Here is a 16,197-nt window from a genome sequence, read left to right as displayed (position 1 = left end):
TTTATGGGACTCTCATCGTATGACGCCGATCACAGAGGTGGAGGGGCGAAGGATCTCGCTCAGCAACCTGGACAAGGTCATCTATCCGGCGAGCGGCTTCACCAAGGGCGAGGTGCTGCACTACTACGCGGGCACCGCCGACGTCCTCCTCCCGCACCTCGCGGACCGGCCGCTGTCCTTCCTGCGCTATCCGGACGGGCCGGACGGCCAGCGCTTCTTCACCAAGAACGTGCTGCCGGGCACCCCCGAATGGGTGCGCACCGCCGAGGTGCCCCGCTCCGAGGGGCCCACCCGCCAGATCCTCGTGCAGGACCTGGCCTCGCTGATGTGGGCGGCGAACCTGGTCACGGAGTTCCACACCCCGCAGTGGCGGGCCGACGCCCCGGCCTGCGCCGACCGGCTGGTGCTCGACCTGGACCCCGGTCCGCCCGCCACCGTCGTCGAGTGCTGCCGGGCCGCGCTGTGGCTGCGCGAGCGGCTGACGGCCGACGGTTTCCACGTGTACGCGAAGACGTCCGGGAGCAAGGGGCTGCATCTGCTCGTCCCGCTGGAGCCGACCCCCTCCGAACGGGTGAGCGCGTACGCGAGATCGCTGGCCGTCCGGGCCGAACAGGAGCTGCCCGGCCTGATCGTGCACCGCATGACGCGCAGCCTGCGGCCGGGCAAGGTCTTCGTCGACTTCAGCCAGAACGCGGCCGCGAAGACCACCGCCGCCCCCTACACCCTGCGGGCCCGCGCCGAACCGACCGTCTCCGCCCCCGTGACCTGGGAGGAGATCGAGGAGTGCGAGGAGCCGGGCCAGTTGGTCTTCCTGGCCGGCGACATCGCGCCCCGGCTGCGCGCGCACGGTGATCTGCTCGGGCCGCTCATGGACCCCGGCCGGGCCGCGCCCCTGCCCGGCCGGGCCGCGCGATGAACCTGCCGCAGCCCGTCCGCGTGGCCCTCGCCGAGGCCGTGACCGCTCTGCCGGAGGGCGGCGGCTGGGCGTACGAGCCGAAGTTCGACGGCCACCGCATGGTCGTCCTGCGGGAGGCCGGGGGCCGGGTGATCCTCCAGGCCCGCTCGGGCCGGAACGTCACCGGCGCCTTCCCCGACCTCGCCGAGGCGGCGCTCCGGCTGCCCGAGGGCACCGCGCTCGACGGCGAGGTCGTGGTGTGGACCGGCGGGCGCATCGACTTCGCCGCCGTGCAGCGGCGGGCGGCGGCCACCCGCGCGCGTGCCGCCGTCCTCGCGCGCACGCTGCCCGCCTCGTACGCGGCCTTCGACGTGCTCGCGCAGGGCGGCGCGGACTGCCGCCTCCTGCCGTACGAGGAGCGGCGCGCCCGTCTCGTACGCCTGCTCGCGCCATGGGGCCCGCCGCTCCAGGCGGTGCCGTCGACGACCGACCGCGACCTCGCCCTGACCTGGTACGAGACCCTGCCCGCCACCGGTGTCGAGGGCCTGGTGGTCAAGCGGCTCGACGGGGCGTACCGGGGCGGGTCGCGCGCGTGGCTGAAGCTGCGGCACAGCGACACGCGGGACGCGGTGGTGGTCGGCTGCACCGGGAACCCGGCCCGGCCCCAGGCCCTGGTCCTCGCGCTGCCGGGGGACGGCACGCCGGTCGTGTCCTCGCCGCTGTCCCCGGCGGTGCGCTCGGCGGCGGCGCGGTCGCTGCCGGCCCCCGTGGGCGAGGGGGTGGCGACCGCGATCGGCATCGGCGACGTCACGTACGCGGCGCTGCCTGCGGAGCCGGTGGTGCTCGTCGAGGTGCGGCAGAACACCACGCGGCACGCGACGGCGGTCGTGGTCCGCTTCCGCTGAGCAGAGAGAGACATAGCTAATCAAGTTTGACCAGTGCCCTCGGGTGGCATACCTTCCGTGTAGTCAAAATTGATTAATGGCGCGGGTGGCGGCCCGCCGCCCTGTTCCCGACGAGGAGACCGTGTGACCTTCCTGCCCGAGACCGGATACGCCCCGACCGACGAGGACCGCGCGAGCCTGGACGCCTGGTTCGCCGCGTACGACGCGCACAGCGCGCGGCGCGACGTGGAGCGCATGGCCGACCTGGCCGTCTTCCCGCTCAACCTGGTCAGCGACGACGCCGCGGGTGAGGGGCGGGCCGCCCAGTGGGACCGGGAGCGGTTCGTCGCGACGATGACGCGGGTGATGGGCGACGGCGGCGAGGACATCGCCTTCGAGTCCACGCGCACGCCCGTCTTCCTCTCCCCCGCGATGGCCGTGGTCTTCACCGACTCGGTGATGACGGCGGGCGGCCACACGCAGCGGCTGCGCTACGCCGACGTCCTGATCAGGCGCGGCGGCTCCTGGGCCTTCCAGACCATGATCCAGGGCGGCTGGGGGGACAATCTGTGACCGCCGCCCGCCCCTGAGGCGCACGCCCCCGGCTCAGACCCGCAGCCAGGTCCGGCGGTCCCTGGCCAGGGCGTGCAGGGACTCCACGTCGGCCGGTTTCAGTACCCCGCCCGGGCGGGCCAGCGCCGGCAGGTCCGCCTCGCCCAGCACCCGCACGTCGCGCGCCGGCGCGGGGGCCGGGCCGGCCGTCCCCGACCCGGCCAGCACCAGGACGGGGCGGACCTCGGCCGCCAGCGCGAAGGAGGCCCGCCCCGCGTCGGAGCGCAGCGTCCGCAGCACGGGGACGGGCCCGGCCCTGCCGACCGTGACCATCGGGTCCGAGATCCGCACCCGCTGTCTGCGGACCGCGAGCGTGCCCACGCAGAACAGGCCGCCGGGGCCGATCAGCAGATGGTGGATGCGGGCGCCGCCGGGCAGCGGGAGCGAGTGCAGCACCCGCCAGCCCGCCCCTTCGAAACCGTCCAGGACGGTGCCGACCGCCTGCTCGGCGGCGAGCGCGCGCCGCCGGGGGTCGGCGCGCAGCCCGCGCCCGGCCGGCCGCTCGCGCTCCAGGGCGATGTGGAGGGCCTCGCCGGGCCGGTTCGGGGCGAGGTCGTCGTCGGGGTGCAGGGCGAGGCGGGCCAGCTCGGCGCGGGTGGGGACCGGCGGCGGGCCCACCGTGACGTCGCCGGTCAGGAAGGGCGCGAGGACGCGCAGCACGTCCTCCTCGCGGTCCTCGCTGAGCAGGTTGACCCGGGACGCGTCCCGGTCGTACCAGGCCACGCTCCCCCCGTCGGCGAGGCAGACGTACAGCCGCTCCTGTCCGTGCCGCCAGGCCGGTACGACGCGCAGTGCGCTCATGCCGCATCACCCCCCGACCATGGGAACAGCCCGCCCGCCGCCGGGGCAAGGAGCCGGACGCCGACGCGGTCCTGTAACAGCACCGCCCGGACAGCTACGGCACGCTGTTACACGGCCGCCGGGGCGCCGCAATGCCGGCCGTCTACCGTCGGAGCCGTTCAACCGCCCCGCCGTCCGTCGCGGCCGCGCCCGAAGGGGCCGGCCGGGCCGGCCGGGCGCCCCGGCCGACCACCGTGAGGAACGTCCCGTGAGCACCCGCCGCCCCGCCGTCCTGCGCACCGCCGCCGCCTCCGCGCTCCTCGGCGGGGCGCTGCTCGTGCCGGCCGCCGGGGCCTTCGCGGACACGCCGGAGCCGGGGCCGGCGGCCGAGGTCCACCACGTCGCCCTCGGCAACGGCACGACGGCCGAGGTGCGCGGCCGCGGCGGCGCGTACACCGCGACGGTCTCGGTCGGGGACCGGCAGCTCGCCACGCTCTCGGCCCGGCACCCCACCGTCACCCAGAGCGGCGTGCGGTACGAGCTGTACGCCTCGAACGGGCACATCGGCGTCACGCGCCTGAAGGGCGGGGACGGCGCGGCCGCCGTGCCGAAGGGCGGGGTCGCGGCGGGCGCCGAGGGGGTGCGGGCCACGGGCGACCCGGCGCTCCTCGCCGCCGGCGGCGGCATGGCGGCGGCCGGCGCGGCGGGCCTCGGCTACGCGATGCTGCGCCGCGGCCGCACCACCGCATGATCCCCTCATCCCACCGCCCCGTCCGAGGAGCCCCCATGAGCACTCCCCCCGCGCGGGCACGGGAGCGGTGGCGGACCGGACGTGTCGCCGTGCTCGCGGGACTGGCCGCCGCGTCCGGTGCCGGGCTGATCGCCTGCGGGTGGGGCGGCGGTGCCCCGGCCCCCGATGTGCGGGTGCACGCCGCCGCCGCGCCGTGGGCGGGGCGGGCCCCCGCCCCGCTGACGGCGTCCCGGCCGACCGGCCTGCGGATCCCGGCGGCGGGCGTCGACGCGCGGTCGATGCTCGGCCTCGGTGTCGGCGCGGACCGCGAGCTGGACGTGCCGCCGGTGGACAAGGCGGACGAGCCCGGCTGGTGGACCGGCGGGGTCACCCCGGGCGAGCGGGGTCCCGCCGTGCTCGTCGCGCACTACGACACCGTGCGCGGGCCCGCGCTGATGAGGAACGTCGGGCGGGTACGCGTCGGCGACGCGATCCAGGTGCCGCGCGCGGACGGCCGGACGGCGCGATTCCGGGTGCGGGAGATCCAGCAGGTCGACAAGAGGGACTTCCCCACCCATAAGGTGTACGGGGCGACCGGGCGCCCCGAGCTGCGCCTGCTGACCTGCGGCGGGCCCCTCGTCGGCGGCCACCGGTCTGACAACATCATCCTCTACGCCGACCTGGTGCCCTGAAACGGCAGGCCGGACCCCACGACAGGCCGCGCCAGGCGGCAGGCAGGAGCGCAGTGAACCGCAGCCGGCTCGCCCTCACCGCCGTGTTCGCCGCTCTCGCCGGGGCGCTGGCCGGCGGCTGCGGCGACCCCGGCGGGCTGCGCGGCGCCGGCGCGACACCCACCGCCCAGGGCCCCACCCGCCTCTGGCCGGACCTGCCGTCCCCGTCCGCGCCCGCCGAGGACTACGGTGCCATAGAGAGCGTGCGCGTCACCGGCGTGAAGGTGCCCGGCGGCGATCTGCGCAAGGTGAATCCGGCCGACGTGGTCCGCGCGGACTTCGAACAGAACCCGGGGACGTACGACACCTCGGACGCCGTGTACGAGGAGACCGTCGCGCGCCTCGACGACTGCGCGGCCGAGGACTCCGGCGCCCAGGAGCGGTGCCCGGTGCTCAAGGCGTACTACCGCGATCTGACCCGCGACGGCAAGGACGACCTGATCGTCGGCGTCTCCACGCCCGACGAGAACCTCGACATCCGCGTCTACGCCGAGGAACGCGGCAGGCTGACGCAGATCATGGAGATGAGCGACGCCGTGCTCGGCGTGGAGCTGGCCGGACGCGACCTGATCATCCGGGCCGTCTCCAGCCTGCCGGGATACGAGTACCACACCGTCTGGTCCTGGGACTCCCACCAGAAGACGATGCTGCCGAAGCGGGACGAGATCGTGCGCTCCGCGAACGCGCCCCGGCCCAAGTCGCCCCGCACCGCGCACGCCCGGCCCTCGCAGAGCTCCTCCCCGGGCGGCGGCCGATGAGCCCCCGGCGCCCGCGCGTGCCGCGGCTGCCCGCGTGGACGGCGACGCTCACCTGGAAGGCCGCCGTCTTCATCACCGTCATGTGCTGCGCGCTCGCCGCGCTGCTCGGCGCGCTCGTGCACGTCTCGGTGACCGACCAGACCGTCGGCCAGGCGCGGGAGCGGGCCCTGGCCCGCCTGACGGAGGCCACCGAGCACTACGAGGCCGGCGACCGCCTCGGGACCGGCGCGGCCGTCGACCCGCCCGGCCTGCCGGACCGGCTGCGCGACCTCGCGCTGGACGGGGAGCGCGGCACGATGGTCGCCGACCACGGGTCCCGGCCGACGATGTGGGCGGCGGGGCCCGCCGACGGGCGCCGCGCCATCGCCGTCCAGGTCGACTACTCCCAGGGCGCCCGCACCATCGACGGCGTCGACCGGGCGATCCTCGGCTCCTCCGTCCTCGCGATCGGCGCGACGCTGCTGGTCGGCGCGTTCGCGGTGACCCGCGTGACCCGGCGGCTCCAGCTGACGGCGCAGGTCGCCCGGAAGATCAGCGCGGGCGACCTGGACGCGCGCGTCAACGACCCACGCACCAAGGGCCCCACCGGCCGCCGGGACGAGGTCGCCGCCGTCGCCGGGGCGCTGGACACCATGGCCTCCACGCTCCAGGGCAAGCTGCTGAGCGAGCAGCGGTTCACCGCCGACGTGGCGCACGAGCTGCGCACCCCGCTGACCGGGCTGCACGCGGCGGCCGAACTGCTCGAGCCGGGGCGCCCCACGGAGCTGGTGCGGGACCGGGTGGCCGCGCTGCGCACCCTGACCGAGGACCTGCTGGAGATCTCCCGGCTGGACGCGAAGCGCGAGCGGGTCGACCTGGACGCCCATCACCTCGCCCCGTTGGCGGAGCGCGTGGTGCGGGCCTCGGGCGGGGGCACGGAGCTGGTCGTGGTCCGCGACGTCTGCGTCGAGACCGACCGGCGGCGCCTGGAGCGGGTGCTCGGCAACCTCGTCGCCAACGCCCTCAAGCACGGCCGGGCGCCGGTGGTGGTGAGCGTCGACGGGCCGGTCGTCACCGTGCGGGACCACGGCGACGGCTACCCCGACTACCTGGTGGAGCACGGCCCGCAGCGCTTCCGCACCGAGGGCACCAGCAAGGGGCACGGCCTCGGCCTGACGATCGCGCTGGGCCAGGCGGCGGTGCTCGGGGCCCGGCTCGTCTTCGCCAACGCCCCGGACGGCGGGGCCGTGGCGACCCTGCGGCTCCCCTTCGACGAGTGCTCCCCCGAGGGACGGACGGACGCCCCCTCCGAGGGCCGGTGACCTCTGACGCCCGGTGAATGCTGACGCCCGGCGAGCCCCGACGGCCGGTGAACTCTGACGCCCGGTGAGCCCTGAGGCCCCGGTGAATTCTGACGCCCGGCGCCCCCTGGCACCGGGTGAACTCCGGCGCCCGGTGAGCCCAGGGACACCGGCGACCCCTGACGGCCGGTGAACTCCGGCCCCCGGCCAGCCCTGGCACCGGGTGAACTCCGGCGTCCGGTGAGCCCAGGGGCGCCGGTGAGCGTTTGCGCACGCGGTATGCCGTTTTTACGGTGAGTCGCGGCCTTCGCGCACCGTCGGGGCCGCCCGCCCTTCCCCCAGGAGGCCCCATGTCCCCGCGGACCACCGCCGTCCGGCTCGGAGTGATCGCCGCCGGCGGCGCCCTCGCCGCGCTCGCCGCCACCGGCCCCGCCGCCGCGCTGGACGGCACCGACCACCACCCGCCCGTCTACAAGGGCCGGGTGACCGCCAAGTCCGGGCTGCTCGTGCGGGACGCCCCGAACCGGGGCGGCCGGGTGGTCCGCAGCGAGCCGTACGGCAAGGTCGTCACCATCTTCTGCAAGACGAAGGGCAGCCAAGTGGGCCGCACCGCCCTTTGGTACCAGCTCACCGACGGCACCTGGGCCTGGGGCTCCGCCCACTACATCGCCACCCTCGGCAAGACCCCGCGCTGGTGCTGACGCCCCCGCGCCCAGCCGGGCCGACATAGACGACATAAGCGGACTTGAAGGCATGTTGCTTGCTACGTTCCGGGCATGACCGGAACGAGAGCGGGCTCCGCACCCCCCGCGGTGCCCGCCGTCCGTGTCCCCCGGCGCCGCGGCACCGAACTGGTCCTGCTCGTCGTCGCCGTACTGCTGTCCGTCCACGGCTACTGCGCCGTCGGCCTCGCCAAGAACGGCACCGTCCCGCCCGGCGCCGCCGGCTACGGCGCCGGGCTCGGCGTGCTCGCCCTCCTCGCGCACCTCGCGGTCCGCTTCCGCGCGCCGTACGCCGATCCGCTGCTGCTGCCGATCGCGGTCCTGCTCAACGGTCTCGGCCTGGTGCTCATCTACCGCCTCGACCTGGAGACGCCGCACGACGAGGCCGCGCCCGCCCAGCTGATCTGGTCGACCGTCGGTGTCGGGCTCTTCACCGCCGCCGTGCTCCTCCTGCGCGACCACCGCGTGCTCCAGCGCTACGCCTATCTCTCCGTGGTCGCCGCGCTGATCCTGATGATCGTGCCGATCTTCTTCCCCGCCGTGAACGGCGCCCGGATCTGGATCAGGATCGGCGGGTTCTCCATCCAGCCCGGCGAGTTCGCCAAGATCCTGCTCGCCGTCTTCTTCGCCAGCCATCTCGCCGCCAACCGCAACGCGCTGGCCTACACCGGCCGCACCCTGTGGCGCTTCAAGCGCCTCCAACTGCCCACCGGACGCGTCCTCGGCCCGATCGTCGCGATCTGGCTGCTCAGCGTCGGCGTCCTGGTCCTGGAGCGCGACCTCGGCACCTCACTGCTCTTCTTCGGACTCTTCGTGATCCTGCTGTACGTCGCCACGGGCCGCACCGGCTGGATCGCGGTCGGCCTGCTGCTGGCCGCGCTCGGCGCGTTCGCCGTCGGCTCCCTCGAACCGCACGTGCACAGCCGCGTCGAGGACTGGCTGCGCCCCTTCGCCTCCATCGAAGCGGGCCAGGGACCCAACCAACTCGCCCAGTCCCTCTTCGCGTTCGCGGCCGGCGGGACGCTCGGCACCGGGCTCGGGCTCGGCCACTCCATCCTCATCGGCTTCGCCGCGAAGTCCGACTTCATCCTGGCGACGGCGGGCGAGGAGCTCGGCCTGGCCGGCCTCTGCGCCATCTTCCTGCTCTACGCCCTGCTCGTGGAGCGCGGCTACCGCGCCGGACTCGCGCTGCGCGACCCCTTCGGGCGGCTGCTCGCGGTCGGCCTCTCCTCGATCATCGCGCTCCAGGTCTTCGTGATCGCCGGGGGCGTGATGGGGCTCATCCCGCTGACCGGCATGGCGATGCCCTTCCTCGCCCAGGGCGGTTCGTCGGTCGTCACCAACTGGATCATCGTGGCCCTGCTCATCCGGCTCAGCCATTCGGCGCGCAGCCAGCCCGTCGGCGAGGTGACGCCGTGACCCGGTACATCAGGCACGCCGCCGCCTTCTGCGCGCTGCTGCTCGTCGCCCTGCTCGTCAACGCCACCCGCGTCCAGGTCGTCGACTCCGACTCCCTCGACCACAACCCCGCCAACCGGCGCCGGGCCATCGTCCGCTTCGAGCAGCCGCGCGGCGACATCCTGGTCGACGGGCGGCCCGTCACCGGCTCCAAGGACACCGGCGAGCAGCTGCGCCACGAACGCACGTACAAGAACGGGCCGTTGTACGCGCCGGTGACCGGCTTCGCCTCGCAGGTGTACGGCACGACGTTCCTGGAGAACGCACAGGACGACCTCCTCTCCGGCACCGATCCGATGCTCGCCCCGCTGCCGCTGTGGAACGACCTCACGCGGGCGCACAGCCCCGGCGGCCGGGTCGAGACGACGATCCGGGCGGCGGTGCAGCAGGCCGCGTACGCCGGGCTCGGCGGCAAGAGGGGCGCCGTCGCGGCGGTCGAGCCGGCCACCGGCCGGATCCTCGCGCTGGTCAGCACGCCGTCGTACGACCCCGAGCGGCTCTCCGGGACGGGGCGGGCGGTGACGGACGCCTGGGCCGAGCTGAACGGCAGTCGCGCCAAGCCGATGCTGAACCGGGCGATCCGCCGGACCTATCCGCCCGGTTCGACGTTCAAGGTGGTCACGGCCGCCGCCGCGCTGGAGGCGGGCGCCGTGCGGGACGTGGACGCGCCGACCAGGTCCCCGAGCCCGTACACCCTGCCGGGCACCAGCACACGGCTGACCAACGAGGTGGACGGCTGCGCCAACGCCTCCCTGCGGTACGCCTTCCAGTGGTCCTGCAACACGGTGTTCGCCAAGCTCGGGGTCGACACCGGCCTGAGCGCGATGCGGGAGACCGCGGAGAACTTCGGGTTCAACGACCCGGGGCTGCGGATCCCCTTCTCCGTCTCGCCGGGCAACTTCGACACCTCCCCGGACCGGGCCCAGCTCGCGCTCTCCTCCATCGGCCAGTACGACACCCGGGCGACGCCGCTGCAGATGGCGATGGTCTCGGCGGCCGTCGCGGGCGGCGGCTCCGTCAAGGCGCCCTACCTCGTGGAGCGGACGACCACGGAGGACGGCGACGTCATCAGCACCGCGGGCACCAGGACGCTGCGCCAGGCGATGAACCCGGCGACGGCCGCGCTGCTGCGGGAGATGATGACGGAGGTCGTGGAGAAGGGCACCGGCGCGAACGCCGCGATCCCGGGGGCGACGGTGGGCGGCAAGACGGGCACCGCCCAGCACGGCCTCGACAACGCCGGCACGCCCTACGCCTGGTTCGTCTCCTGGGCGCAGGGCGCGCAGGACCCGGAGCCCTCGGTGGCGGTCGCCGTGGTCGTGGAGGACGCGGCGGCGGACCGCGACGACATCAGCGGCGGGGGCAGCGCGGCGCCGATCGCGAGGGCGGTGATGGAGGCGGCCCTGGACACCGGCCGCGGGGCGCACGGCCCCTGAGCCGAACGCCCCCTGCCACGGCCGCGCCCCCGAGGACCACCGGGGTCAGTCGTCCGCCCCCGAGGCGATGACGGACCGTACCTCCTGCGCCCGCTCGCGCTCCTCGGCGGCGAAGCGTTCGGCGTCCAGTTGCTCGGCGATCTCCTCGTCCTGCGCCATGAGCTGGTCGAGATTGGCGTCGCCCAACTCGAAGACGCCCATGTCCACATAGGCCTGCTGAAGGCGCTTGCCCCACAGGCCGATGTCCTTGACGCACGGGACGATGCGGCTGAACAGCAGCCGGCGGAACAGGGCGAGGAACTCGGACTGCTCGCTGTACTCCTCGGCCTGCGCGGTCGGGATGCCGAAGTTCTCCAGGACCTCGACCCCGCGCAGCCGGTCGCGCATCAGGTGACAGCCCTCGATGACGAATTCCTCGCGCTCGCGCAGCTCGGCGTCGGTCAGCTGCTTGTAGTAGTCGCGCAGCGCCATCCGTCCGAACGCCACGTGCCGGGCCTCGTCCTGCATGACGTACGCGAGGATCTGCCGGGGCAGCGGCCTGTCCGTGGTGTCGCGGATCATGCCGAACGCGGCGAGGGCGAGGCCCTCGACGAGGACCTGCATGCCGAGGTAGGGCATGTCCCAGCGGGAGTCGCGCAGGGTGTCGCCGAGGAGCGACTGGAGGTTGTCGTTGATCGGGTAGAGCATCCCGATCTTCTCGTGCAGGAAGCGGCCGTAGATCTCGGCGTGCCGCGCCTCGTCCATGGTCTGGGTCGCGGAGTAGAACTTGGCGTCCAGGTCGGGTGCGGACTCCACGATGCGCGCCGCGCACACCATCGCGCCCTGCTCGCCGTGCAGGAACTGGCTGAACTGCCAGGACGCGTAGCTCCGGCGCAGCTCGCCCTTGTCCTTCTCGGTCAGCTTGGCCCAGTGGGGCGTGCCGTACAGCGACATCGACTCGTCGGGGGTGCCGAGGGGGTCGAGCGGGTCGACCTCCAGGTCCCAGTCGATGCGCGTGGCGCCGTCCCACTGCTTGTCCTTGCCCTTTTGGTACAGGGCGAGGAGGCGGTCCCGTCCTTCGTCGTACTCCCAGCTGAACCGGGCCGAACCGGCCGACGGCACCTGCCAGCCGGGCTCACCAGGGGGCCTGGTGTAAAGCTCATGCGTCGACATAGGGGCAGGCTCACAGCTCCTGGACGCAGCGTCAACAAGTCGTGCGCGAGGGATTGACGCCCTTGCTGACAGGCAGTCTCATAAGAGGTGACCGCCGGTAACCACGACAAGTCAGGGACAGTCATGACGACCGTGACGGAAGACGTTTCGCCGGCCGGGCCGCGGGACGCGCTCGGCCTGCTCAAGGACCGCGAGCAGGTGGCCGTCCGGCTCCTCGAATCCTCCGCCAGGCACTCCTTCGACCCCGACCGGGAACTCGACTGGGACGCCCCCGTCGAGGAGGGCAAGTGGTTCTGGCCGCCGGAGCTGGTCTCGCTCTACGGCACACCGCTGTGGAAGCGGATGTCCGAGGAGCAGCGGATGGACCTGGCCCGGCACGAGGCCGCCTCGCTCGCCTCGCTCGGCATCTGGTTCGAGATCATCCTCATGCAGCTGCTCGTACGGCACATCTACGACAAGTCGGTGACCAGCGCGCACGTGCGGTACGCGCTGACCGAGATAGCCGACGAGTGCCGGCACTCCATGATGTTCGCGCGCATGATCGAGAAGGGCGGCGCGCCGACGTACCCCGTCACGCGCCTCAACCACAATCTCGCGCGCGTCCTGAAGACCGTCTCCACCACCCCCGGCTCCTTCGCCTGCACGCTGCTCGGCGAGGAGATCCTCGACTGGATGCAGCGGCTCACCTTCCCCGACGAGCGCGTCCAGACGATCGTGCGCGGGGTGACCCGCATCCACGTGGTGGAGGAGGCGCGCCATGTCCGGTACGCCCGCGAGGAGCTGCGGCGCCAGATGGTGACCGCGCCGCGCTGGGAGCAGGAGCTGACCCGCCTCAGCTGCGGGGAGGCCGCGCGGGTCTTCTCCCTCGCGTTCGTGAACCCGAAGGTCTACGCGGACGTCGGGCTCGACCGCGCGGAGGCGGTCGCGCAGGTGCGGGCGAGCGGGCACCGCAGGGAGGTCATGCAGTCCGGGGCGAAGCGGCTCACGGACTTCCTGGACGACATAGGCGTCCTGCGGGGGGTGGGCCGACGCCTGTGGCGCAGCTCGGGGCTGCTCGCCTGAGCGCCGGGCACGTACGGCCGCCCGCATCCCCGAGCGGGGCACCGCCGGTTACGCTGCGGGGCATGACGTCGCCGGCCACACCCGCCTACCGCCGCCTCAGCGTCGAAGCGAGGCGGCGCCAGCTCCTGGAGTCCGCGCTCACCCTCTTCGCGCACCGCGCGCCCGAGGAGGTCAACCTCGACGACGTCGCGGAGGCGGCCGGCGTCTCGCGCCCGCTCGTCTACCGCTACTTCCCGGGCGGCAAGCAGCAGTTGTACGAGGCCGCGCTGCGCTCGGCGGCCCAGGAGCTGGAGCAGTGCTTCGCCGAGCCGCCCGAGGGGCCGCTGACCCGGCGGCTGTCCCGGGCACTCGACCGGTATCTGGCCTTCGTGGACGGGCACGACACCGGGTTCAGCGCGCTGCTCCAGGGCGGCAGCGTGGTGGAGACCTCCCGGACCACCTCGATAGTGGACGGTGTGCGCCGGGCCGCCGCCGAGCACATCCTCGCCCACCTGGACGTGGCCGAGCCGGGCCCCCGGCTCCGGATGACCGTACGCATGTGGATCACCGCCGTGGAGGCGGCCTCCCTGATCTGGCTCGACGAGGGGAAGCAGCCGCCGCTCGACGACCTGCGGGACATGCTCGTCGAGCAGTTCATGGCGGTCCTCGTGGCGACGGCGGGCCGCGACCCGCAGACGGCCCGGGTCGTGCGGTGGGCGCTGGCCCTGGAGAGGACCGAGGGCCCGGTCGGCTCCCTCGCCCGTCGCGTGCTGCCCGTGCTCACCGACGCGGCCCACCTGCTGTGACGGCCCGTGGCGTGCGCCCCCGTGGCGTGCGCCCCGTGGTGTGACGGCCCGTGGTGTGACACTGGTGGCGTGAAGAGCGAAGAGACACCGTTCGTGGGTGGCCCCCTGGACGGCCGCGTCCTGCCCGTCCTGCTCGGCCCGACCGGCCACCCGCCGAAGGTCTACCGCGTCCCGGTGCCGGACGACGCGGGCGGCCCCCCGACGGTCCTGGTCTACCGCCGGGTGCCCGCCGGGACCGGTGGCCGGCTCCCGCTCACCGCGAAGTGGCGCTACGAGTACGACGCCGGGGGCGACACGGACAGCGGCCCGAAGTGGCCGTGGTCGAAGCCGCCCAAGCCCTGACCGCCGCCCCGCGCGGGCGCGAGCGGACACGGAGCACCCGCGGCCGTGCGACGCAACGTCCCACGCCGTCCGCCCCTGGACGAGCGGCCCGGTTCCCCCGACCGCCCCCGCCGGGAGGCGGCCTCGGCGGGCGGGCCGGATGCTCGGGGTGCGCGAAGGAAATCCCTTCCGCACACCGGAGGTGATGACGTGTCAGCACGCCTGCCGCGCTGGGTCTGCACCGGGGCCGCCCTGGGCGCCCTGTGCACCACCGCTCTGCCCGCCCACGCGGCCCCGGAGCCGCAGGATCGTTCCGTCGCGGCCCTGCTGACGGACCTTCAGCGGCTGTACCGCTCCACCGAAGAGGCGACGGAGACCTACAACGCCACCGAGGAGAAGCTGCGGAAGCAGCGCGCCAAGGCCGAGGAGCTCGGCAGGCGGCTGGCGAAGGCGCGCGCCTCGGTGCACGACGGCAGGGGCGACGCGGGCCGCTTCGCCCGGCAGCAGTACCAGGGCGCCACCGGCCTCTCCCCCTACGTACGCCTGCTCCTGGCCCGCGACCCGCAGCACGCCCTCGACCAGGGCCACGTCATCGGACGGCTGGCCGCCGAACGGGCCGCCGCCGTCGAACGCCTGGTCGGCGGCGAGAAGAAGGCCCACGAGCTGGCGGGCGCGGCGAGGAAGGCACTGGCCGCCCAGAGCGCCCTGGCCGCACGGCAGAAGAAGCAGCGGGACGAGATCGGCGGGCGGCTCAAGAAGGTCGAGGAACTGCTCGCGGCCCTCACCCCGGACCAGCTCGACGCGCTGCGGGCCGCCGAGGACGCCGGGACGGCCAGGGCCCAGCGGGCGTTCATGGCGTCCGGCGCGCTCAGTGGCGGCCCGGCCACGCGGGCGCCCTCACGGCAGGGCGGGAAGGCCCTCGACTTCGCGGTGCGCCAGATCGGCAGACCCTACGCGTGGGGGGCCAGGGGCCCGAAGGCGTACGACTGCTCGGGCCTGACCTCGCGGGCCTGGGCGCACGCGGGCCGCGAGATCCCCCGGACCAGCCAGGCGCAGTGGGCCGAGCTGCCGCGTGTCCCCGTGTCGAAGCTGCGCCCGGGCGACCTCGTCGTGTACTACCCGAAGGCCACGCATGTGGCGCTGTACCTGGGCGACGGGAAGGTCGTCCAGGCGCCGCGCCCCGGCGCCCGGGTCAAGGTGTCGCCGATCGCGGCGAACCCCGTCCTCGGCGCGGTACGGCCCGACCCGGGGCGCCGGCCCGTGCGCGGCTACACCCCGCCCGAGCTGCCCGAGGGGGCGACCTCGGGCAGCGACCTGGGCCACGGCGGCGATCAGGCGCCGGCGGCGACCGACTCCAGGTAGGCGGCGGCCTTGGCCGGGTCGTAGAAGTAGTTCTCGAAGTCGGCCGGGTCGTTGAAGCCGTTCGCGAACCGGTCGGCGACCGGCTGGAGCTGCCCCGCCGCGCCGAGGATGTTCAGGACATGCTCCGGCGGGGCGCCCAGCATGGCGTTGGTCCACTTGGTGACCCACTGCGCGGTGTCCCAGTAGCGGTCGAAGGCCGACTGCATCCACTCCTCGTCGAACGGCCTGTCGCCGTGCTCGACGATGGAGGAGAGGTAGGAGGCGGCGCACTTGGACGCCGAGTTGGAGCCCTGCCCGGTGATCGGGTCGTTGGCGACGACCACGTCCGCGACGCCGAGGACCGCGCCGCCGCCGGGCAGCCGCCCGATCGGCTTGCGCACGGTCGGGGCGTAGCGCCCGGCCAGCGTGCCGCCCGCGTCGGTCAGCTCGACCTTGGTGGCGCGCGCGTACTCCCAGGGCAGGTACTTCTCCAGGAGTTCCAGGGTGAGCGCCAGGTGCTGGCTGGGGTCCTTGACGCCCTGGAAGACGTCGAGGGGGCCGCCCGGGACGCCCTCCCAGAACAGGATGTCCGCGCGGCCGGACGTGGTGAGGGTCGGCATCACGAACAGCTCGCCCACACCGGGCACGAGGTTGCAGCGCACCGCGTCGAACTCGGGGTGCTCGGGGCGCGGGCCGAGACCGTGGACGTAGGCGACCGCAAGGGCGCGCTGCGGCTCGGTGAAGGGGGAACGGGAGGCGTCGCGCTCGAACATCGACACCAGCTCGCCCTTGCCCGCCGAGACGAGCACCAGGTCGTAGGCGCGGGAGAAGTAGTCGAGGTCGGAGACCGCCGCGCCGTGGATGACCAGCTGGCCGCCGCGCTGCGCGAACGTCTCCATCCAGCCCGCCATCTTCACGCGCTGGTCGACGGACTGGGCGTACCCGTCCAGCTTGCCGACCCAGTCGATGACGCGGGAGCCGTCGGGGCCGGCGACCGAGACGCCGACGCCCTCTATCCTCGGCGCCTGCGACTCCCAGAAGTTCGCCTGGATGTCGCGCTCGTGCTGGAGCGCCGTGTCGAACATGCACTGGGTGGACATGACCCGCCCGGAGCGGATCTCGTCCGCCGTGCGGTTGGACATCAGGGTGACCTCGTACCCCCGCGCCTGGAGCCCGAGGGCGATCTGGAGCCCGGACTGACCGGCTCCCACGACAAGTATCTTCCGCATGTGGGTCCTTCTCTTGAACTC

General features: G+C 74.0%; 17 protein-coding genes. 14 read left to right on the top strand and 3 right to left on the bottom strand.

The genetic code is table 11. The features are described from left to right. Window positions 1–19: 19 nt before the first annotated feature. The 3 genes from ligD to ABZ385_RS15330 all read left to right on the top strand — a co-directional run bounded on the left by ligD (window position 20) and on the right by ABZ385_RS15330 (window position 2,352). Window positions 20–916: a non-homologous end-joining DNA ligase gene (ligD, locus tag ABZ385_RS15340; RefSeq protein WP_358590003.1), complete on the top strand. Its 897-nt coding sequence runs from the start codon at window positions 20–22 to the stop codon at window positions 914–916. Then, window positions 913–1,800, top strand: coding sequence for an ATP-dependent DNA ligase (locus ABZ385_RS15335; protein ID WP_358911665.1), 888 nt, complete (start codon window positions 913–915; stop codon window positions 1,798–1,800). The genes ligD and ABZ385_RS15335 overlap by 4 nt, the downstream gene beginning before the upstream one ends. A 123-nt stretch (window positions 1,801–1,923) precedes the next feature. Then, window positions 1,924–2,352: a nuclear transport factor 2 family protein gene (locus ABZ385_RS15330; RefSeq protein ID WP_358911663.1), complete on the top strand. Its 429-nt coding sequence runs from the start codon at window positions 1,924–1,926 to the stop codon at window positions 2,350–2,352. 33 nt (window positions 2,353–2,385) lie between these two features. On the opposite strand, the gene ABZ385_RS15325 is transcribed toward ABZ385_RS15330, so the two are convergent. Next, complete coding sequence (locus ABZ385_RS15325; protein ID WP_358911661.1) at window positions 2,386–3,192, bottom strand: nuclease-related domain-containing protein; 807 nt, start codon at window positions 3,190–3,192, stop codon at window positions 2,386–2,388. A gap of 247 nt (window positions 3,193–3,439) precedes the next feature. Here ABZ385_RS15325 and ABZ385_RS15320 point away from each other — a divergent pair, with 247 nt between their 5' ends. The 7 genes from ABZ385_RS15320 to ABZ385_RS15290 all read left to right on the top strand — a co-directional run bounded on the left by ABZ385_RS15320 (window position 3,440) and on the right by ABZ385_RS15290 (window position 10,286). Next, window positions 3,440–3,922 (top strand): hypothetical protein, encoded by a 483-nt coding sequence (locus tag ABZ385_RS15320; protein ID WP_358911659.1) that lies wholly within the window; start codon window positions 3,440–3,442, stop codon window positions 3,920–3,922. Between the two features lie 35 nt (window positions 3,923–3,957). Further along, on the top strand, window positions 3,958–4,593 hold the full coding sequence (locus ABZ385_RS15315) for a class F sortase (RefSeq protein WP_358911657.1): 636 nt from the start codon (window positions 3,958–3,960) through the stop codon (window positions 4,591–4,593). Window positions 4,594–4,646: 53 nt separating this feature from the next. Continuing rightward, window positions 4,647–5,390 carry a hypothetical protein gene (locus ABZ385_RS15310; protein WP_358588300.1) on the top strand — a complete coding sequence of 248 codons (744 nt, stop codon included), beginning with the start codon at window positions 4,647–4,649 and terminating at the stop codon, window positions 5,388–5,390. Beyond that, window positions 5,387–6,691: a HAMP domain-containing sensor histidine kinase gene (locus ABZ385_RS15305; protein ID WP_358588298.1), complete on the top strand. Its 1,305-nt coding sequence runs from the start codon at window positions 5,387–5,389 to the stop codon at window positions 6,689–6,691. The genes ABZ385_RS15310 and ABZ385_RS15305 overlap by 4 nt, the downstream gene beginning before the upstream one ends. A 329-nt stretch (window positions 6,692–7,020) precedes the next feature. Next, window positions 7,021–7,371: an SH3 domain-containing protein gene (locus tag ABZ385_RS15300; protein WP_358588296.1), complete on the top strand. Its 351-nt coding sequence runs from the start codon at window positions 7,021–7,023 to the stop codon at window positions 7,369–7,371. Window positions 7,372–7,446: 75 nt separating this feature from the next. Continuing rightward, window positions 7,447–8,811, top strand: coding sequence for an FtsW/RodA/SpoVE family cell cycle protein (locus tag ABZ385_RS15295; protein WP_358588294.1), 1,365 nt, complete (start codon window positions 7,447–7,449; stop codon window positions 8,809–8,811). Then, on the top strand, window positions 8,808–10,286 hold the full coding sequence (locus ABZ385_RS15290; protein ID WP_358588292.1) for a penicillin-binding transpeptidase domain-containing protein: 1,479 nt from the start codon (window positions 8,808–8,810) through the stop codon (window positions 10,284–10,286). Before ABZ385_RS15295 ends, ABZ385_RS15290 begins: the two co-directional genes overlap by 4 nt. Before the next feature lie 45 nt (window positions 10,287–10,331). Here the strand turns inward: ABZ385_RS15290 and ABZ385_RS15285 are convergent, their stop codons facing one another. Further along, window positions 10,332–11,438 carry a ferritin-like domain-containing protein gene (locus ABZ385_RS15285; RefSeq protein ID WP_358911655.1) on the bottom strand — a complete coding sequence of 369 codons (1,107 nt, stop codon included), beginning with the start codon at window positions 11,436–11,438 and terminating at the stop codon, window positions 10,332–10,334. A gap of 123 nt (window positions 11,439–11,561) precedes the next feature. Here ABZ385_RS15285 and ABZ385_RS15280 point away from each other — a divergent pair, with 123 nt between their 5' ends. The 4 genes from ABZ385_RS15280 (at window position 11,562) to ABZ385_RS15265 (ending at window position 14,968) form a co-directional block, all read left to right on the top strand. After that, on the top strand, window positions 11,562–12,500 hold the full coding sequence (locus ABZ385_RS15280; RefSeq protein WP_358588287.1) for a diiron oxygenase: 939 nt from the start codon (window positions 11,562–11,564) through the stop codon (window positions 12,498–12,500). Between the two features lie 62 nt (window positions 12,501–12,562). Further along, window positions 12,563–13,285, top strand: coding sequence for a TetR/AcrR family transcriptional regulator (locus ABZ385_RS15275; RefSeq protein ID WP_358588285.1), 723 nt, complete (start codon window positions 12,563–12,565; stop codon window positions 13,283–13,285). A gap of 69 nt (window positions 13,286–13,354) precedes the next feature. Beyond that, complete coding sequence (locus ABZ385_RS15270) at window positions 13,355–13,627, top strand: hypothetical protein (RefSeq protein ID WP_358698008.1); 273 nt, start codon at window positions 13,355–13,357, stop codon at window positions 13,625–13,627. Between the two features lie 231 nt (window positions 13,628–13,858). Then, window positions 13,859–14,968 (top strand): C40 family peptidase, encoded by a 1,110-nt coding sequence (locus ABZ385_RS15265; RefSeq protein ID WP_358911742.1) that lies wholly within the window; start codon window positions 13,859–13,861, stop codon window positions 14,966–14,968. Here ABZ385_RS15265 and ABZ385_RS15260 read toward each other — a convergent pair. Then, a complete protein-coding gene (locus ABZ385_RS15260) occupies window positions 14,938–16,176 on the bottom strand; it encodes a styrene monooxygenase/indole monooxygenase family protein (RefSeq protein WP_358911653.1) in 1,239 nt (412 codons plus the stop codon). The two genes, ABZ385_RS15265 and ABZ385_RS15260, sit on opposite strands and share 31 nt — an antisense overlap. Between the last annotated feature and the right edge of the window lie 21 nt (window positions 16,177–16,197).

It is taken from the genome of Streptomyces sp. NPDC005898, assembly GCF_040629635.1.
Lineage (GTDB): Bacteria > Actinomycetota > Actinomycetes > Streptomycetales > Streptomycetaceae > Streptomyces.
This window is presented reverse-complemented; position numbering and strand designations above follow the sequence as displayed.